Genomic DNA, 17678 nt, shown 5'->3' with positions numbered 1-17678 from the left:
AGTTAATAGGATTTTCCTGCGGTTTCTTTGTTTTATATAAAATTAATCAGATTTCTATTGTAACCACCAAGGTTTAGAGTTAATATTATCATTCCCTCCATACTGAGCAGCTAAAGCAGATTTTAAATTACTGCTGTTATAGTTGTACTCAGACTGTGGATATCTGAATCTAAATGGTGCAGCAACTCCAGCTTTTAAAGGATAGTTTGGATATCCGGTTCTCAGATAGTCATAATAAGAAGTCCATTGTGCCTGATGAAACATTGTCATGTATTTTTGAGTCATGATTTTTTCCAGCTGTGTCTGTAAAGGATCAGCATTATTATAAACTACTAAAGGCGTTGCCAGATATTGATTCACATCAAATCCTGAGAAATATTGTCCCGGATTTTTCACATAAGTCTGATAAAAATTGAAACTGGCTTTGATTGCATTGTCGTAATGTGTTTTTGCAGATCCGGAAATCCAGCCTCTTGCAGCAGCTTCAGCCAGGATAAACTCAAGCTCTGAATAACTTAATACAGAAGCAGGTTCATTGGTAGGATCTTTATAAAAACGATCGTTTACTTTGGAAATATTCTTAGCCGTGATCAGAGCGGCATTGTCAGAATATGGAGAAGTAGGATTTCCACCGTTATATGCTGTATAATCAGTAATAGCTTTTCCTGCTTCTTTTGCTCCGGTAGTCTGTGCAGCAAAAGTGAACAAACGTGGATCATGTCTGTCTTTGAACATATTGATGAAATAATCCGCCATATATAAGCTGGAACCATATCCGCTGTTGTTAAACATTGTATATCTGCTGTCGGCAGCATCAGCAAACTTAAGTTCACCGTTATCTGCAATGGAGGTCATTAAAGACTGGCTTCCTGCAATAGATGCAAATTCTGTAGCAATATTATAATTTCCTAACGTAGTTTTCTTAGATAAAGTAATCAGGATTTTAAGACGGAATGAGTTAATCAGTTTTTTCCACTTCAAAGCATCCCCGTTGTACACAATGTCACCCTCAATTTTATCATTGGTATTAATGAGATCATTGGCTTCTTTTAATTCTGATAAAATTCCGGACATAATCGCTTCCTGAGTGTCATACTTAGGCTGTGTAATTCCTGATTCACCCTTAGCAGCTTCAGAATAGGGAGCGCTTCCTACTTTTAAGCTGATATTGAAGAAATGATAAGCTCTCAAAAATTTTCCGATTGCCAGATAATTTTTATTTCCTCTCTTTTCTGCTTCCTGCATCATTTTTCCTGTATTCAAGAGGCCTTTTGTGTAAACTTCAAAAGAAGCATCATTCCATTTCATATACTGGTATGAATTCTCACCATCAGTACCAATCATCATTCTTGACGCATACATATTCTCACCATTTACCTGAAATGTATATTTTTCAACGTAAGTAAGAAGGTTTTTCGGATCAATGCTTGCCTGGTCATTAGGGTTCTCATTGATCGTATCAAGGCTGGTTTCGCATGAAGCCAGTGTCAGAAGTCCTGCCGCAAATAGAGACCTCATCAGCCACTTTGCCGTTTTACCCTTTTGCCCTTTTATATTGTTTATATTATTTTTCATTGTCTTGACGTACTTTTTAGTTAAAACTTAAGATTAAATCCGATTCCGAACCATCTGCTGGACGGATCCTGGATATCATTAGCGATATCTCCACTTCTACCTGATCTTATCTGGAAATCCGGATCGGAGTAAAGGTTCTTCGATTTTTTCCACATGGCTAAGTTGTAGGCAGAAATATTGGCAGTGAAACCTTTCACCATCCCTTTCGGATTAAGCAGCGAAGAAAAATCATACTCCAATACTACAGATCTCAGCTTGATGAAAGTTCTGTCAAAAACGTTGGCAAACTCTTCACTTTCATCCTGCGTTACCCTTGCCTGGTATGGATAATTCTGTGCCCAGTCCTGGAAACTGATAGCTTTTGTGTGTGGAGTATAAAGACCGGTAGCAGGATTGTAATTAACTCCATCCGGCACAAAATAATATGTTCCCGGATTGGCATATTCAAGATCTCTGTACGCTACAGAATTAGGATGTTTTCCTCCCCACCACATCTTCTCAACAACCTGCGACCTCATCACACCTCCGATGCTTCCATCAATTCCTATATTTAAAGAGAATTTTTTGTATTTAAACGTGTTGTTGAAACCAAAAGTCCAGTCCGGATTGAAATGTCCAAGGTTACTTGGGGTATTGGCTCTTGTCGGCATTCCTGAATTGACATCAAGAATTACTTTTCCGTCCGGAGACTTTTGCCATGTATAGTCATAATAACTGTCCATTCTTTCGCCTAACTTAATATTTTTGTAGTTCGGCATATTATCATAAATGGAAGTAAGCTTTTGCTCATATGTACTCCAGTTGATCAAGGTTTTCCAGGTGAAATCAGAGGTTTTTATGGGAACTAAACCTAACGAAACTTCAAATCCTTTCGTAGTATATTCATTTCCGTTTACATATTGTGAAGTGAAACCTGATGATTCAGCAGCCGGGAATTCAAGAATGTTATTATAATCTAATGTTCTGAAATAAGTAGCATCTAAAGTAATCCTGTTGTTCAGGAAGCCGGCACTTAATCCTAGCTCATAAGATTTTGTCTGTTCAGGTTTCAGAGAGTTTTCTACATTCAGCGTGGTAGGATAATAAGAAGTAGGATTTCCGTTGAATGTAATTCCCTCATTATTCAGATAATAATTTCTGATGGAATAAGGCTGGAAATCATACGCCACTTTAGCCCATGAAGCAGAAAGCTTCAACATATTGATAGACTCAGGTAATTTTACCAGGTTTGAAATAACAGCACTGATGGATGCAGAAGGGTAGAAGTAAGATCTGTTGGCCTTAGGAAGGGTAGAAGACCAGTCATTACGTCCTGAAATATTGATGAAGAAAGCATTGTACAATCCGATATCAATCGTTGAATAAGCACTATAAATCAACTTTTCCTTCAGATAGGTATAATTTTTAAGCGCTCCGATAGAGTTTTCAAATGTGTATACTTCAGGAGTTATCAATCCGTCCGTAGATCTTTCATTGTTATTGTTTTTGAAATAAAAAGCTGAACCTCCTGCATTGATTGTGAAATCAAAGTTTTCAGATATCTTTTTCTTGTAAGTAGCCAGAACATCATAGTTAAGATTCCATGTTTTATTATCTTTCAGAATATATCCTCCACTTCTTGGCGCACTGTAATTGAAATAAGAATAAGGACTTAGTATTTCCGTTTTGCTGTGGTTTTCCACGAGGGATACTTTCCCTTTTACTGAAAGATCCTGAGTAGCCTTATATTCTAATCCTGTCTGAGCATTGATGATATTCGTTCTGTTCTGATTTTTATAATACTCAGCGCCGAACCATGGGTTGTTGTACCATGCATAGTTCCAGTTGGCCTGTGCTCTTCCTTCTTGTCCGGGAATCCACATATGATTTTTCAGTGCCTTTCCATCTACGTCGCCTCCCATCCAGATCAGAATGGTATACATATGTCCGCTTGGGTTGTAATCGTAGTTAGGGACATTAGGCGTAAAAGCCTGATTGAAATTGAATTTCGTATTAAAGATTAATTTATCCCCCAAATGGTTTTCAGACGAAAAGTTGAGCCCATATTTTTGAAGATAAGAATTCGGAACTCTGTCATCGTAGTTCATGAAGTTTCCTGAAAACCTGTAGATATCTTTATTATTTCTATAGCTTATGGCGAAATTATTGTTGTTGATAACCGCAGGCTTTAAGAATGTGCTTAAGTTATCGTGGTATTTCCAGTCAATGGGAACTCTTTCATACCTTGATTTATTATCATATTGAGTTCCTGTCACTGCTCCATACCATGGAATTACCTGTCCTGTTACTTTATCTCTGATCGGGCTGTTCCATTGGGCAATTTGTAAACCAGGAACGAATTTTGGTCCCCAGATCATATCCCCGTCATTCACCCCGCCATCGGCTCCATCCCAGAATTCGTACTTTCCATGAGATCCGTTTCCGTATTCCGTTTGGGTTTTTGGAAGATTGGTAAATCCTGCCGTAATCATGGTGTTCTGAGAAAACTCTACAGAGAATCCTTTCTTCTTAGCTGTTTTTGTTGTTATTAAAACAGCTCCGTAACGGCCTCTGGAACCATACAGTGCAGAAGCAGTGGCACCTTTCAGTACATTGATATTCTCAATATTGTTTGGATCTAAATTCTGAAAAACTTCCTTTTCTACAATTACTCCGTCAATCACAAAAACTACATTGGAATTTCCTCTCAAGGTAAATTGTGGTGCCTGCTGCATTCCTGTCGGATTGGAAACACTCAGACCGGCAACCTGTCCTGAGAATAAATTACCAATACTCGGTGTTGTAATGGTTTCAAACTGTTTGGTTCCCACTTCCTGAGTAGAATAACCGATTTTTTCTTTCTTCTTGGCAATACCTAATGCGGTGATGACAACCCCTTCAATCTGCTTTTCGTTTGGCTTTTTTAAGACAACAGAATACTGTTTTTTTGAAGAAACCTCAACGGTATAAACAGAAAAATCAGGAGCAAAAAACTCAAGAATGTCTTTCGGGTTTGCAGAAATGGTAAAATTACCATTTTCATCTGTAGTGGCAGTCTTTCCTGTATTTTTATCAGTGATGTTTACACCGGAAACACTAGAGCCGTTTTCTGATTTTACATTTCCGGAAATATTGATTTCCTGTGCGGAAAAATATAGAGGAAGTAAAAAAACGGCAAAAGTAGCTAGAGTCTTCTTCATTTTTTTTGAAGGCAAATTTAGCGGAGCACTGTTACCTGTACTTTAATGATGTATTAAAATAAAAATACGATTTAATATTTTTTAACATGAAGAGTTAATAGAAAGGTAAAATGAAAAATATCCTTTGTATGGGAATTTTTGTTTTATTCTATAAGTATTACTATAAGGTAGGAAGCTGGAAGAGCGAGGCTGGAAGTTACTGTGGTGTTGTCAACTTCTTGCAATCCTTAGTAATAAATTTTGAAAAAACTTCGGTCTTATGAAAGAAATAAATTGCGAAACCAAGACTCCGATAACTTCTATCCTCCAGCTTCCTTCTTCTTTTCTTTTTTAAAACCTGCTCAGGATTCCCCAGTGAATTTTGGTATCATTAAACTTAAAAGGATTTCCAAACTCGTTACCATTAGACAGCTGAAAGCTCATCAGACCGATAGGAATGAAGAAATTGAAACCGAGTCCGACACTGTAGAGTTTGGGCCTTACATTCAGTGATTTATTATTAAGCTGTCCATATTGTCCAAAGATGTCGAAGAATGCCTGACTGCCAATCAGATACCGGTATTCCAGACTTCCATAATAGTAGAAATCGGCTGCCAGTGATTTTTCATTGAATCCCCGCATGGAGTTCCAGCCCCCGAAACGGTATAATTCGTTGGTGGTGAACTCTACTTTAGAATCCATCATGGCACCTTCTCCCTTAATGTTCAGGAAGTGGTTTCCGGAGATATGGTAATTGTGTTCTCCAAAGAAATAAAACTGGTTTTGGTTGGCTTTGATATTGTCTTTAGAATAGGTGGTTGTTAAAAAATCGTAACCAGCATTGATCCTTGTCTTATAAAGGAAAAGGTCAATATCAGTAGGCTCTGTCATTTCAAACCATACTCCGAGTCCCTTTTTGTTATAATCTTTCCCCTGCACATACAGCGTGTCAATAATGGTAGAGGATTCCAAAGTTGCCCTTAAACCTATTTTGTTACGGTTGTTGATATGGTAATAGAAGGCAGGCAGGAATTTTACATTGGCAAATGTAGAATCCTGGCGATAGATATTCACTTTTGCATTCATCCCGACATTCGATTTGAACAGATATGGGATATCCACCTGAAGATCAAAAGTCTGCCCTCTATCCGGGTTTCTCTGCCAGTATAAATTGACGGTTTCAAAACCGTTGAACATATTCCTGAAATTTACATTCATGGTTCCGTTTAACGTAAACTTGGAGGTTTTGTCATTCCCGAAACCGATTACTCCGTCAAAAGTATTGGTCTTTTTCTTTTCCAGGAACAGGTAAATACTTGTAGAGTCTTTTGTAAATAAAGTTTGCGGCTGCCGTTCAAGAGTCAGAAAAGGATGGCTCTGAAATGTTTTATTGATGGCCAAAAGATTTTTATCATCGTAGTTTTTGCCTTTAAATTCCTTTTCAAGATTTTTGATGAATCTTTTAGGAACTTTTTCATATCCTTTTACGACAAAATTATTGATCGTTCTTTTATCGTTCTTGTTAATGTCAAGTTCTACGATGGGGTAGCCGTTTTTCTGTCCCTTATATTTGGATTTGATTCTGCTGAAAGAATATCCGTCATCAATATAAGTTTTGTTGATGCTTTTCTTGGTGGAATCTAAGTTTTTAGTGAAAAAATCTTTCTGAATCTTTAGCTTCTGAACAAGAGAATCAGTGAGGTTTACATAGGTTTCATTGAAATTCTTGCCTTTGTCAAAGAAAATTTCAGTGCTGTCACCCTTTACTTTTACATCCTTAAGTTTGGTAAAGAAATAATTATTCTGAGCTAATGAATCCAGAAACTTTACTGCGGAAGTAGAATCTTTTACTTTTTTCCTGACATTGGTTTCTGTATCAATCAGCCAATACTGCTTTTTCTGCGCTTGTGTAAAAACGCAGAACAGCACAAAAAATATTTTTAAAAGTAATTTCAATTTATCAGCTTCTGAATGTGAAGAGGATTGAGAAATCTTCAGTACAAAAGATTCTTCACTGCATCGCATTCTGTTCAGAATAACTATGCGCCCTATCAATCAACTAATTTTTATCCAGTTTATTATATTTTTTCATTAAATTCTCATAAGTTCCCTGTGGAAGAATCCATTTCAAAGGAACCCCGATTTTCTGCCCGAATTTACCAAAATAATAATGAGCTTTCCACTTATTTTTTGCTAAAAGTTTTTCAATGTATTCTGCAACTTCCAAAGGTTCAGTTCCATCGTTCACATGAGAGTTCATCAGAGCATATACTTTATCAAAAACATTTTTATAAGGTTGGGAAACTTGTGCAATAACTCTGTTGTCTGCAATATTGGTTTTGATATCTCCCAAATGCAGTGAACATACTTCAATATTCCAAGGATAAACTTCATACCTCATCGCTTCCGTTACTTTATCCAGCGCAGATTTTGAAGCCGAATAAAATCCGCGGAAAGGCAGACCCATCTCACTTCCGATGCTGGAAACATTGATGATCTTCCCAAATTTGTGTTCACGCATTTTCGGAAGAACAGCGCTCATCATCTGTACAGGTCCGGCAAGATTTAGGCTGAACAATTTTAAAATATCTTCTTTCGTAGAATCTTCTACTGCTCCTACCATTCCCATTCCAGCATTATTGATCAGAACATCAATTCTGGATTCTGTTTTTAAAACCTCAGCGATAGCATTCTGAACGGCTGTGTTATCGGTAACATCAGTGGGTATAGATCTGAAATACTCACTTTCTGTATGCTTTCTGCTTAATCCGTATACTTTATGCCCTTTTTTACCAAAATATTCGGCCAATGCAAACCCGATCCCTGATGAGGTTCCTGTAATAATGATGGTCATTGAATTTGTCTGATTTTATTGTTTTTATTTTTCTTCTGATGCCAGTGAGACGTTTTTAAAGGTCTGTGTTCAAAAGTAAAATCTATTTTCAGCAAATGTAAAAAAAGAAAAATGAACTCAGTTATTTATTATTCCTGAAATAATTTTAATGATTTACTGATCTATTGCTATCAGTTCATAATAAACTTAAGACAAACTTAATCTCAATTCTGCATGCAATATCAGAGAAATGATTACTTTTAATTACTTATATAATTGATATACAATGTTTTACTTACAACGTGTGGTAGGTGGTGTCTTAAAAAAGCTAAAATTTATTAATAAAAACATAAGGAAACCTTAATGGGGCGGGGGAGCGGACTGATCTAATTTTGCACCTAATCAAAAAGGAGATCATGAATGTATTTAAAATCCCTGTCTCAGTAACGTATTTAACGGGAAGGGTATTACTTATTGGTGCAATATCAGCTTCACCGATGTTCCTCGCTCAGAAAAAAGACAGCTTAAAAGAAAAATCCATCGACGAGATTGTTGTTGTAGGATACGGAACACAGAAAAAAAGTAAAGTTTCCGGCGCTGTTTCGGAGGCTTCGCTGGATAAGCTTACTTCCAGATCTTTGTCTGGTGTAGGAGAGGTTCTTCAGGGTAAAGCTCCCGGAGTAACTGTAGTGAACGAAGGTGGAGATCCTAACGGCTCACCTAAAGTAAATATTCGTGGTCTGGGAGGAATCAATGGAGAAACTCCTCTTTATGTAGTAGACGGAGTAGTTTTTAATGGAACACCCTCTATTAACCCAAATGATATACAGGATATTTCTGTACTTAAAGATGCTTCTGCAGCCATTTATGGAGCAAGATCTTCCGGAGGGGTTATCCTGATCACCACTAAAAAGGGGAAAAAAGGAAATCTTACCGTAGATTTTGATGTAAAATATGGAGTGAACCAGGCATGGAGGCTAAAAGAGTCTCTGAATGCAGCGGAATTTCAGGATGTAATGTACAAAGCATATGAAAATGCCGGGAAACTGGGAAGTTTACCCATTGCTTTTAATCCTAACCAATATCCGGACGGAAGAATTACCAGAACAGACTGGATGAAAGAAATTTTCAGAACAGGAACTATTCAGGAATACAATGTTAACCTAAGCGGAGGAAGTGAGAAATCCAGATATTTTGTGGGAATGAACCATAGAAATCTGGAAGGAATCTTACTGAATACGCAGGCAAAACGATATAATTTCAGAGTCAATTCTGAACATAAAGTAAAAGATTGGCTGACGATTGGAGAAAATATGTATTATAATTACTCTGACGGCAATACAGCAGATACAAAAAGTGGTTATACGGGAGCTTTAGTGGCTGCAATGTACTATCCACCGAATGTTCCGGTATACACACCAAGCGGAGCTTTTTCCGGATTACCAATTGATGTGGCAGGAGGTTACGGAGATATGATCAATCCGGTAGCTTATCTTAAAAGGATCAGTATCAGAAATCCTACGCATGAGATCTTGATCAATCCATATGCTGAGATTACGTTGGCTAAGGATTTAAAATTCCGTTCTAACTTTTCGCAGACTTTTAAACTGGGTGATGTAAAAAACTTTACCTATAGAGTATTGGAAGTCGGGAAGATTTTTGATACGAATAATTTAGAGTACCAGTCCAATAACTCATCTACAGCACTTGCAGAGCAATTGCTTACCTATAAAATTGCTGCAGGAAAACATAATTTTGATTTCCTGGGAGGGTTTACTTTCCAGAAAACAATTGATGATGGTTTTGTAGCAAAAGCCTATGATTTCAGAAGTGAAGCTGAGGTTTTCCAACATCTTCAGAATGCTGCAGATACCAATAAAGATGTTTCCAGTTACAGATTCAAGCAATCTTTGGTTTCTTATCTGGCGAGAGTAAATTATGACTATGCAGGAAAGTATATCATAAGTGTATTGGGAAGACGTGATGGTTCTTCACTGGTAGCAAAACAGAACAGATTTGCTAACTATTATGCGGTTTCCGGTGCATGGGTAGTTTCGAAAGAAAATTTTATGAAAGATATTTCATGGCTTTCCAGTCTTAAACTGAGAGGAAGTTATGGTATTCTGGGTAACCTTGGAGGGATTTCTCCACAAGCTGTTAATCCATTAATGACCAGAGATAATAATGTGATTTTCGGACAGGATCCTTCTCAAAATATTGCTTATTACGCAACTACACGTCCGAACCCGGATCTGAAATGGGGGAAATCTGAGCAGACTAACTTTGGGGTAGATGCTTCATTCCTCCACAACAGCCTTTCTTTACAGTTTGATTATTTCGTAAAGAATTCCAAAGATCAGATTTTCAATGTAAGCTTACCAAGTACGGCAACATATAATAATCAGTATGTGAATGCAGGATTATTTCAGGATAAAGGATTCGAGTTGGGAATCAATTACAACAAAGTAGTTTCTGATGATTTCACATTCTCTGTCGGAGCTACAATGAGTCAACTAAAAAACACGGTGAAGCAGCTTGCCAATGTGAATGAGATCTTTATCAATGATAATGGAGTAAGAGGTGTGCTGAAACCAACACGCGTGAAAGTGGGTGATCCTCTCTATTCTTTCTATGGTTACAAGACCGGAGGAATTTTCCAGACTCAGGAAGAGATCAACAATTATAAAGATGCCAACGGAAATCTTATCCAGCCGAATGCAAAACCAGGTGATATCAAGTTCCTGAAGAAAGAAGGTAACACAGGAGTGCTTAATAATAATGACTTTGTTAATCTTGGTAGCCCATATCCTAAGTTTTCTTACGGATTTTCTTACAACATGACATGGAAAAACTTTGATCTGAACTTATTCTTCCAGGGCGTATACGGAAATAAAATATTCAACGGGATGAAGTTTATTTCTTTGAACCCGGGTGGTACAGGGCAGAACTACAACATGGATAAAGATATCCTTAATGCATGGACTCCTCAGAATACGAACACCGATATTCCAAGACTGGTACACGGAGACCCAAGCGGTAATTATTCCAAAGTATCGGATTTCTATGTGGAAGACGGATCTTATCTAAGGCTGAAGAACCTTACCATTGGTTACTCATTACCAAAAGAATTGTACAGCAAGCTGGATGTGAATAAGGTGAGAATCTATATGACTTCCAATAACCTGTTTACGATTACGAAATATACAGGATTTGATCCTGAAGTAGGAATGAATTCTTATGGTGTAGATACCGGAAGATATCCTCAGGCACGCTCATTCATCTTTGGGGTGGAGATCGGGTTATAATTTTTAACTAACAAAAAAGTAAAAAATGAAATTTTTCAATAAAATATTTTTAGTATCAGGAATATCCGTAATGCTTTTATCATGTACAGGAGAGTTGGATGTTCAGCCGGAAGGAACACCTACTGAAGCCAGTTTCTGGAAAACGGAAAATGACCTGATTACCGGTGCTAATGCCATGTATAAACCTTTGTTCGACGGTGAATTTTACGGAAGAGGACTATTTTGGTTTATCAACGCCAGTGATGATATGGTAACCGGAAGAGCAAAGAGCGAAGCGGATAACGCAAAAAACTTCAGCAGTAATTACATCGCAGCGGGAGATCTTGAAACTCAATGGAACAAAAGATATAATGTAATTGGGGTGGCCAACCGTGTGATCCGTAATATTGATAACATCCAGACTTCACAAGCCATTAAAAATAAATACCTGGGAGAAGCTTTGTTCATGAGCAGCAGAATGTATTTTGAACTTTCTTATTCTTACGGAAATGAAAAAGCGGGAGTACCTATTATCGACCGTTCTAAGGATCCTGATCCAAACCCGATTCCGAGAGCAGCCAATGTGATGGAAAATTACACCTACATTGTAAACGACCTGAAAAGAGCAGCCGAATTATTACCTACTCAGGCAGAACTTCCTGCAAAAGATTACGGCAGACCACATAAAGCTGCAGCATGGGCACTTTTGGCAAAAGTATACTTGTTTATGAAAGACTGGAAGAATGCAGAATTCTGGGCTAATGAAGTGATGACAAAAGGAAACAGAGCTTTGCTGGGTAATTTTGCTGACGTCTTCAAAGCTGAAAACAACTACAGCTCAGAATATATCTGGTCTGTCCCCGGGACACCTAAGTTTACAGCATGGGGAAGTATTCTTCCGGGCGTAATGCTTGAAAATAAAGGATGGGGCGAATATAACGGATGGGGATATTTTCAGCCTACAAAAGAACTTTATGACGAATATGAAACAGGGGATCTTAGAAGAAGTGCATCCATCCTGAAAATAGGTGACAAATTTACCTTTAACGGGAAAGAAAGAATATATGCTTCTACCAATTCACTTACCGGATATCAGTTCAATAAATATATGGATGCTTTCAAATATCAGCTTAACAGCGGTCATGTGAGTGCCAACGGAGATTATCCGTGTACGGATCTTGCCGTTCCGATCATGCGTTATGCTGAGGTTATCCTTATCAAAGCAGAAGCTGCATTGATGCAGGGGAAATCTGCAGATCAGGAAATCAATATGATCAGAGTACGTGCAGGTTTATCTCCGAAAAACGGATGTACAATGGCAGACCTTAAACATGAAAGACGCTGTGAGCTGGCAGGTGAATGGGCAGACAGACACAGAGACCTTGTACGTTGGGGAGATGCACAGGCAGCTTATGCCAAGCCTCTGCATGGTATTAACGGACAGGAGGTTTGGGCAGCAAGAAATTTTAATCCAGCTGTACATAATGTTTGGGCAGTTCCGCAGGCTGAAATCGTAAACAGTCATGGAATCATCAAGCAAAATGAAGGCTGGTAACATCTTAATCTTATATATTATCCACTATATCATTGCAGAAACTTCTGTGATGATATAGTTTTTTACAGAAATTATGAAACGGAAACTATCAAAAATTTTGGCTGTACTGGCCCTGGCTGTTTTTTCTGAAAATCAGGCACAGAATTATTTAAACTACAATGTTGGCAATGCACATTCACATAATGATTACATGCAGGAGATCCCTTTCTGGCAGGCTTATTATGCCAACTTTGGTTCCATAGAAGCAGATGTATTTCTTGTAAAAGGTAATCTTTGGGTAGCTCATACCGAAAAAGAACTTTCTGCAGACAGAACACTGGAAAACCTTTATCTCGATAATATTTCAAAACAGATTAAGCTGAACAAAGGGAATATCTATCCGGATGCCGGCAAAAAACTCCAGCTGCTGATTGATATTAAGCAGGATTATAAAACATCATTGGATGCTTTGGTGGCTACATTAAAAAAATATCCTGAGATCACGGGAAATTCAGGAATTAAAATTGTGATTACCGGCGGAAGACCCCAACCGACAGATTTTAAAAACTATCCAGACTATCTTTACTTTGATGGAGATCTTGACAAAAATTATTCTGCAGACCAGTTAAAAAGAGTAGGAATGTTCAGTGCAGATCTTCCCGGATTGGTAAAATGGAATGGAAAAGGAATCCCAAGAGACGAGGAAACGGCAAGGATTAGAACTGCTGTTGAAAAAGCACATTCCCAGCAAAAACCAGTGCGTTTTTACGGGGCTCCGGACTTTCCTAATGCATGGGTGAATTTTATGGATATGGGAGTAGATTATATCAATACCGACCATATTCCGGATCTAAAAAAATTCATGAACTCTATCCCGAAAAACTTTTATAAAAATACAAAAGAATACAGCACCTATACTCCGACTTATGCATCAGACGGAGTGGTTAAAAAGGTAAAGAATGTGATCCTTCTTATACCAGACGGAACTTCTCTTCCGCAATACTATGCTGCCTTTACAGCCAACAAAGGAAAGTTAAATGTTTTCAATATGAAAGCTACAGGACTTTCCAAAACCAATTCATCCAATGCCTATATTACAGATTCAGCACCGGGTTCTACAGCATTTGCAACAGGAGTGAAAACTAAAAATACTTTTGTAGGAGTTGACAATATGGGAAAAGCACTCGCACAAATTCCTGATATTATCGCTGAGAAAGGAATGGTCTCCGGATTGATTTCTACGGGTGATGTTACAGATGCAACGCCTGCTGATTTCTATGCACACTCAGACAATAGAAATAGTTCCGAACCTATTTTGAAAGATTTCGCAGCTTCAAAAACGAGAATTCTTATCGGAGGCCCTACAAACGGACTGTCTCAGGAAAATGTACAGAAATTTAAAGATGCCAAAGTCGATTTGTATAAAGATTTGAAATCAGTTACTGCAATTAAGAACCGTACTTTGGTGATTGATCCTCTGGCTTCACAAAGAATAACCAACGGAAGAGGAAACTGGCTTTCCGATGCGTTCGATCTTACCTTAAATAATTTAAAGAATAATAAAAACGGATTCTTTATGATGATAGAAGCTTCTCAGACTGATGGAGGAGGTCATAGCAACAATATTGAGCAGCTGGTTACAGAATTACTGGACTTTGATCATGTGGTTGGTAAGGCAATGAAATTTGCTGATGAAAATAAAGAAACCCTGGTAATCGTGGTGGGAGATCATGAAACAGGTGGTTTGACGCTATTGGACGGAAGCCTGAAAGATGGCTGGATATTCGGAAACTTCAGTACGAATGATCATACCTCCATTCCGTCAAGTGTTTTTGCATACGGTCCGAACTCTAAAGAATTTACAGGATTATTTGAAAATACAGAGATTTTCAACAAGATATTGGCAGCCTACGGAATACAGAAATAACTTTTGATTTTAATACTTTTACTTTTACAAAGAGAGACTGTTTCAAAAAAGAAACAGTCTTTTTTGTGTATTGATTTAAAGCCTGAGATAAAACAAGAACAAAATTTAAAAAGGCTGCCTCAAAAAAGAAACAGCCTATAAATATATCTAACAAATAATGAATTAGAAATTGGTCTTCACTATTAATTCAGACAGTTCCGCATTTACAAAGTCAATCGGCATTATTCCATATGAACCCTGAGTATTCGTCTGGAAGAAGGTCTTAAGTTTTGGATTAATGGTATTGGATACTGTAGGAATACTTGGGATCCCAAAGATTCCCGGTTTATAACCGCTGGTGAAATTCACGAAAAGCTTTCCGTTAGTATCATTTTTGGCTTCATTAAGCAGGCTGGAAATTCCATTCCACTTATCATCATTGTTGGTAACCTTATAATAATCCTGAACTTTTAATTGTACGCCGGAATTGTTGATATCAAATGTCGTATTATCTGCCCACGGAGAAGCATTGATTCCTTTAGTTGTTCCTGAAGAAAACCTTCTCAACAATTTGATCTTTCCTCTTACAGCTCCTAATGCAGGAATGTTTGCCCCAAGATCCCATTTAGAAGGATTTTTCTGTACATAAGAATCGAAGGTCTGCTCAAAACTTCTGGTAGTGTTGGATGCGTCATATTCTTCCTTTACAGACATGATAATTGTTTCTGATGGATGGCTGTTAAGGAACGTATAGCAGGCATTAAGCACATCATCAAAATTCAGATTTTGGTAAATCGCACCGTGATGAATGGTGAAAGAATTGTCAATATGTCTGCAACGGATATCCAGAAAACGGACTCCTGCATTCAGTTGTTCTGCAATGCTGAGGTCTTGAGTTTTAGCCGTACCTGATACAACAGGAGCATCTACACGTGCACCGGAATCATGAGTCCCGGGAATAGAGATTTTTGAAATTGAAATATTATCCTGAAGACCAGACATCCAGCTATTCATGGCAATAGGTAATAATGAAGCCTTATTACTTGTTTTTGCTAAAGAGGCTGCAAGAGTTTCATTATCTCTTTCCATCATGCTGTCATTTGAACAGGAAAAGAAGATCGACGCAGTAACAACCCCAAGAGTGATGGCTGTAAAACGTTTCATGCTTTGTTTGAACATAGTTTTTTTATTTTTTAATGCAGCTTAAAAATAAGAATATATCAAAGTACAAGGAGTTAATTTAATCTTAAGAGATGATTAAGTTGCTATAAAGTCAGGAAGTTGGGGGATGGATGGTGGAAAAAGAGAAATCGTTACTAGTTAAATAGTAATGGATTTACAATAAAGCAGCTATGATAGATCAACCACCTAACAGTAACCTCCAGCTTCAATCTTCCATCCTAAAACACAAAATCCTCCTTCGACCCGGGAACTTTGAACTTGTGGTCTCCGATAAAGAAATCATTCATTTTAATAAGAGCCGGGAATTTATGAGAAAACTCTTTGTGTGAGTTTTCGGGTACTTTGGTGCCATCATCACAGGATGAATATTCTCTGTCAACAATTACTTGCCCTGTAGAAAAATTGATTTCATTTGTAAAACTGAATTCACAGGTGTCTTCAAAATGATCGTGCGAACCTATAAGATAAAAATCTCCGTTCTGAAATCTGAAGGTATGTTTATATTGCTGGGTATGCCTTGAATTGGTAAAAAACTGCTGTTCAATAATAAGACAGTTATTTTTTATATTGATTTCAAGAGTATTATCAGAAGGATAAAATCCGAATCCGCTTGAAAAAAGGAGGGTAGAATTTTCGTTCCATACTTTTAGACCGCTGTTTCCTTTTTTCAGAATATAGAAAACCCTTTTATAGTCATTTGTACCTTCCAGGTTTTGCTTGTCTGATGCTTTTATATTCGTATTAAATATCAGGATAGTTTCATCTTTTCCATCTTTGTCAAGATCGCCTTTGGCTTCCACAATCTGGGTATAACCTTTCGGAACAGAAAAATTTTTCAGATTCTGAGCAGGTAAGCTCGTCACAGATAAGAAAGCCAAAAAGAGAAAGATGAGTCTCATTATTAGTAGTATGATTAAAATGTGGTAATCCAGAATGAAACCATTTCCAAATTACCACATTTTTAAATTAATTTGTTACAATACTTTCAAGGTCTTCCCAAAACATTGGATAAGATTTTTCAACTACATTTTCATCCTCAATAGTAAGCTCATTAATCAGGCAGAACGGAGCAAAACTCATTGCCATTCTGTGATCCTGATACGTTTTGATAGAAATATGATCCTGTGGCTCTCCAAAACGGATTGATTTAATCGTTAAATCTGTAATTTCTGTTTCAGTGCCCAGTTTTTCAAGCTCATTATATAAGGCAAGAAGTCTGTCGGTTTCTTTTACTCTTAAAGTTCCCAATCCGGAAATATCAAAAGGTATTTTTAAGGCTGCGGCTGTTACACAAAGAGTTTGTGCAATATCAGGACAGTCATTCATATCCAGGATAATTTTTTCCGGAAAAGAAAAATCTGGCTGAGGTTCCAGCGTTAGTTGATGCTCATCTTCAGAGAATGTTGTTTTGATTCCGAAGAACTTCTCATAGATATTGGCAATTGCAGAATCTCCCTGCGTTGACTCTTTGTAAAAACTTTTCAGGTGGATGGTTTCTCTTCCCAAAGCACAGATAGAGTAGAAGTAAGAAGCCGAACTCCAGTCACTCTCTACTTCATAATGTACTTCTGCATTATGGTCAGGAGTGAAGGGGGCTACTTTGATCGAATTTCCTTCAAAACTGCTTTGGATACCAAATTTTGTCAGAATATCAAGGGTCATTTCAATATAAGACCTAGATGTAACCTTCCCTACAAGATTAATTTCCATTCCGTTTTCAAGTTTTCCTGCAACAAGAAGCAGAGAGGTAATAAACTGGCTTGAAATATTGGCCGGAACATTCACAGAAGTCTGGGTGATCTTTTTTCCTGTAATTTTTAAAGGAGGAAAGCCTTCATTCTCCAAATACTCAATTTCTACCCCAAGATCCCTCAAGGCACTTACCAGATTTTTGATCGGTCTTTCTTTCATTCTTCCTGAGCCGGTAAGAATAGTAGTCTTTCCTTCCTGGATAGAATAATAAGAAGTAAGAAAGCGCATTGCCGTTCCTGCATGGTGAATGTCTACCACTTCTATATTTTCAGATAATGCTTTTTTCAGCAACTGAGTATCCTGAGAATTGGATAGATTTCCGATTTTTATATTGCTAAACAGACTTTCCAGAATCAATAAACGATTCGAAATACTTTTCGAACCGCTGATCTGTACTGTTTTTCCTCCTGATAACTTTGATTTTTCTAGCTTCTTCATTATTATCTACATGATA

The 17678-nt window shown here is 37.5% G+C and carries 10 protein-coding genes; 3 read left to right on the top strand and 7 right to left on the bottom strand.

Translation table 11 applies throughout. The annotated features are described in order from the left end of the window. Window positions 1-54: 54 nt before the first annotated feature. The 4 genes from CHRYMOREF3P_RS12085 to CHRYMOREF3P_RS12070 all read right to left on the bottom strand — a co-directional run bounded on the left by CHRYMOREF3P_RS12085 (window position 55) and on the right by CHRYMOREF3P_RS12070 (window position 7587). A complete protein-coding gene (locus CHRYMOREF3P_RS12085) occupies window positions 55-1575 on the bottom strand; it encodes a SusD/RagB family nutrient-binding outer membrane lipoprotein (RefSeq protein ID WP_232539019.1) in 1521 nt (506 codons plus the stop codon). A 20-nt stretch (window positions 1576-1595) separates the two neighbouring features. After that, complete coding sequence (locus CHRYMOREF3P_RS12080) at window positions 1596-4754, bottom strand: SusC/RagA family TonB-linked outer membrane protein (protein ID WP_180564724.1); 3159 nt, start codon at window positions 4752-4754, stop codon at window positions 1596-1598. Window positions 4755-5084: 330 nt separating this feature from the next. Beyond that, the gene (locus tag CHRYMOREF3P_RS12075) at window positions 5085-6788 is read right to left on the bottom strand and encodes a hypothetical protein (protein ID WP_232539018.1); all 1704 of its coding nucleotides are present in this window, start codon (window positions 6786-6788) and stop codon (window positions 5085-5087) included. Between the two features lie 4 nt (window positions 6789-6792). Beyond that, entirely contained in the window at window positions 6793-7587 is a 795-nt protein-coding gene (locus CHRYMOREF3P_RS12070) for an SDR family oxidoreductase (RefSeq protein ID WP_180564723.1), read from the bottom strand. Window positions 7588-7982: 395 nt separating this feature from the next. Here CHRYMOREF3P_RS12070 and CHRYMOREF3P_RS12065 point away from each other — a divergent pair, with 395 nt between their 5' ends. The 3 genes from CHRYMOREF3P_RS12065 to CHRYMOREF3P_RS12055 all read left to right on the top strand — a co-directional run bounded on the left by CHRYMOREF3P_RS12065 (window position 7983) and on the right by CHRYMOREF3P_RS12055 (window position 14311). After that, window positions 7983-10871, top strand: a complete 2889-nt coding sequence (locus tag CHRYMOREF3P_RS12065) for a SusC/RagA family TonB-linked outer membrane protein (protein ID WP_180564722.1) — start codon at window positions 7983-7985, stop codon at window positions 10869-10871. 25 nt (window positions 10872-10896) lie between these two features. Beyond that, window positions 10897-12405 carry a RagB/SusD family nutrient uptake outer membrane protein gene (locus CHRYMOREF3P_RS12060; RefSeq protein WP_077418764.1) on the top strand — a complete coding sequence of 503 codons (1509 nt, stop codon included), beginning with the start codon at window positions 10897-10899 and terminating at the stop codon, window positions 12403-12405. 73 nt (window positions 12406-12478) lie between these two features. After that, window positions 12479-14311: an alkaline phosphatase gene (locus CHRYMOREF3P_RS12055; protein WP_180564721.1), complete on the top strand. Its 1833-nt coding sequence runs from the start codon at window positions 12479-12481 to the stop codon at window positions 14309-14311. 162 nt (window positions 14312-14473) lie between these two features. Here the strand turns inward: CHRYMOREF3P_RS12055 and CHRYMOREF3P_RS12050 are convergent, their stop codons facing one another. From CHRYMOREF3P_RS12050 to CHRYMOREF3P_RS12040, 3 genes are all read right to left on the bottom strand, one after another. Next, a complete protein-coding gene (locus tag CHRYMOREF3P_RS12050; RefSeq protein ID WP_232539017.1) occupies window positions 14474-15454 on the bottom strand; it encodes a phosphatidylinositol-specific phospholipase C in 981 nt (326 codons plus the stop codon). 236 nt (window positions 15455-15690) lie between these two features. Continuing rightward, window positions 15691-16371: a hypothetical protein gene (locus CHRYMOREF3P_RS12045; protein WP_232539015.1), complete on the bottom strand. Its 681-nt coding sequence runs from the start codon at window positions 16369-16371 to the stop codon at window positions 15691-15693. 67 nt (window positions 16372-16438) lie between these two features. Further along, window positions 16439-17662 carry a 3-phosphoshikimate 1-carboxyvinyltransferase gene (locus CHRYMOREF3P_RS12040; protein WP_180564719.1) on the bottom strand — a complete coding sequence of 408 codons (1224 nt, stop codon included), beginning with the start codon at window positions 17660-17662 and terminating at the stop codon, window positions 16439-16441. Window positions 17663-17678 lie beyond the last annotated feature (16 nt).

Origin of the sequence: Chryseobacterium sp. JV274, from assembly GCF_903969135.1 — a bacterium.
GTDB lineage: Bacteria > Bacteroidota > Bacteroidia > Flavobacteriales > Weeksellaceae > Chryseobacterium.
Note: the sequence above shows the minus strand (reverse complement) of the source record. Positions and strands in the feature narration are given on the sequence as shown.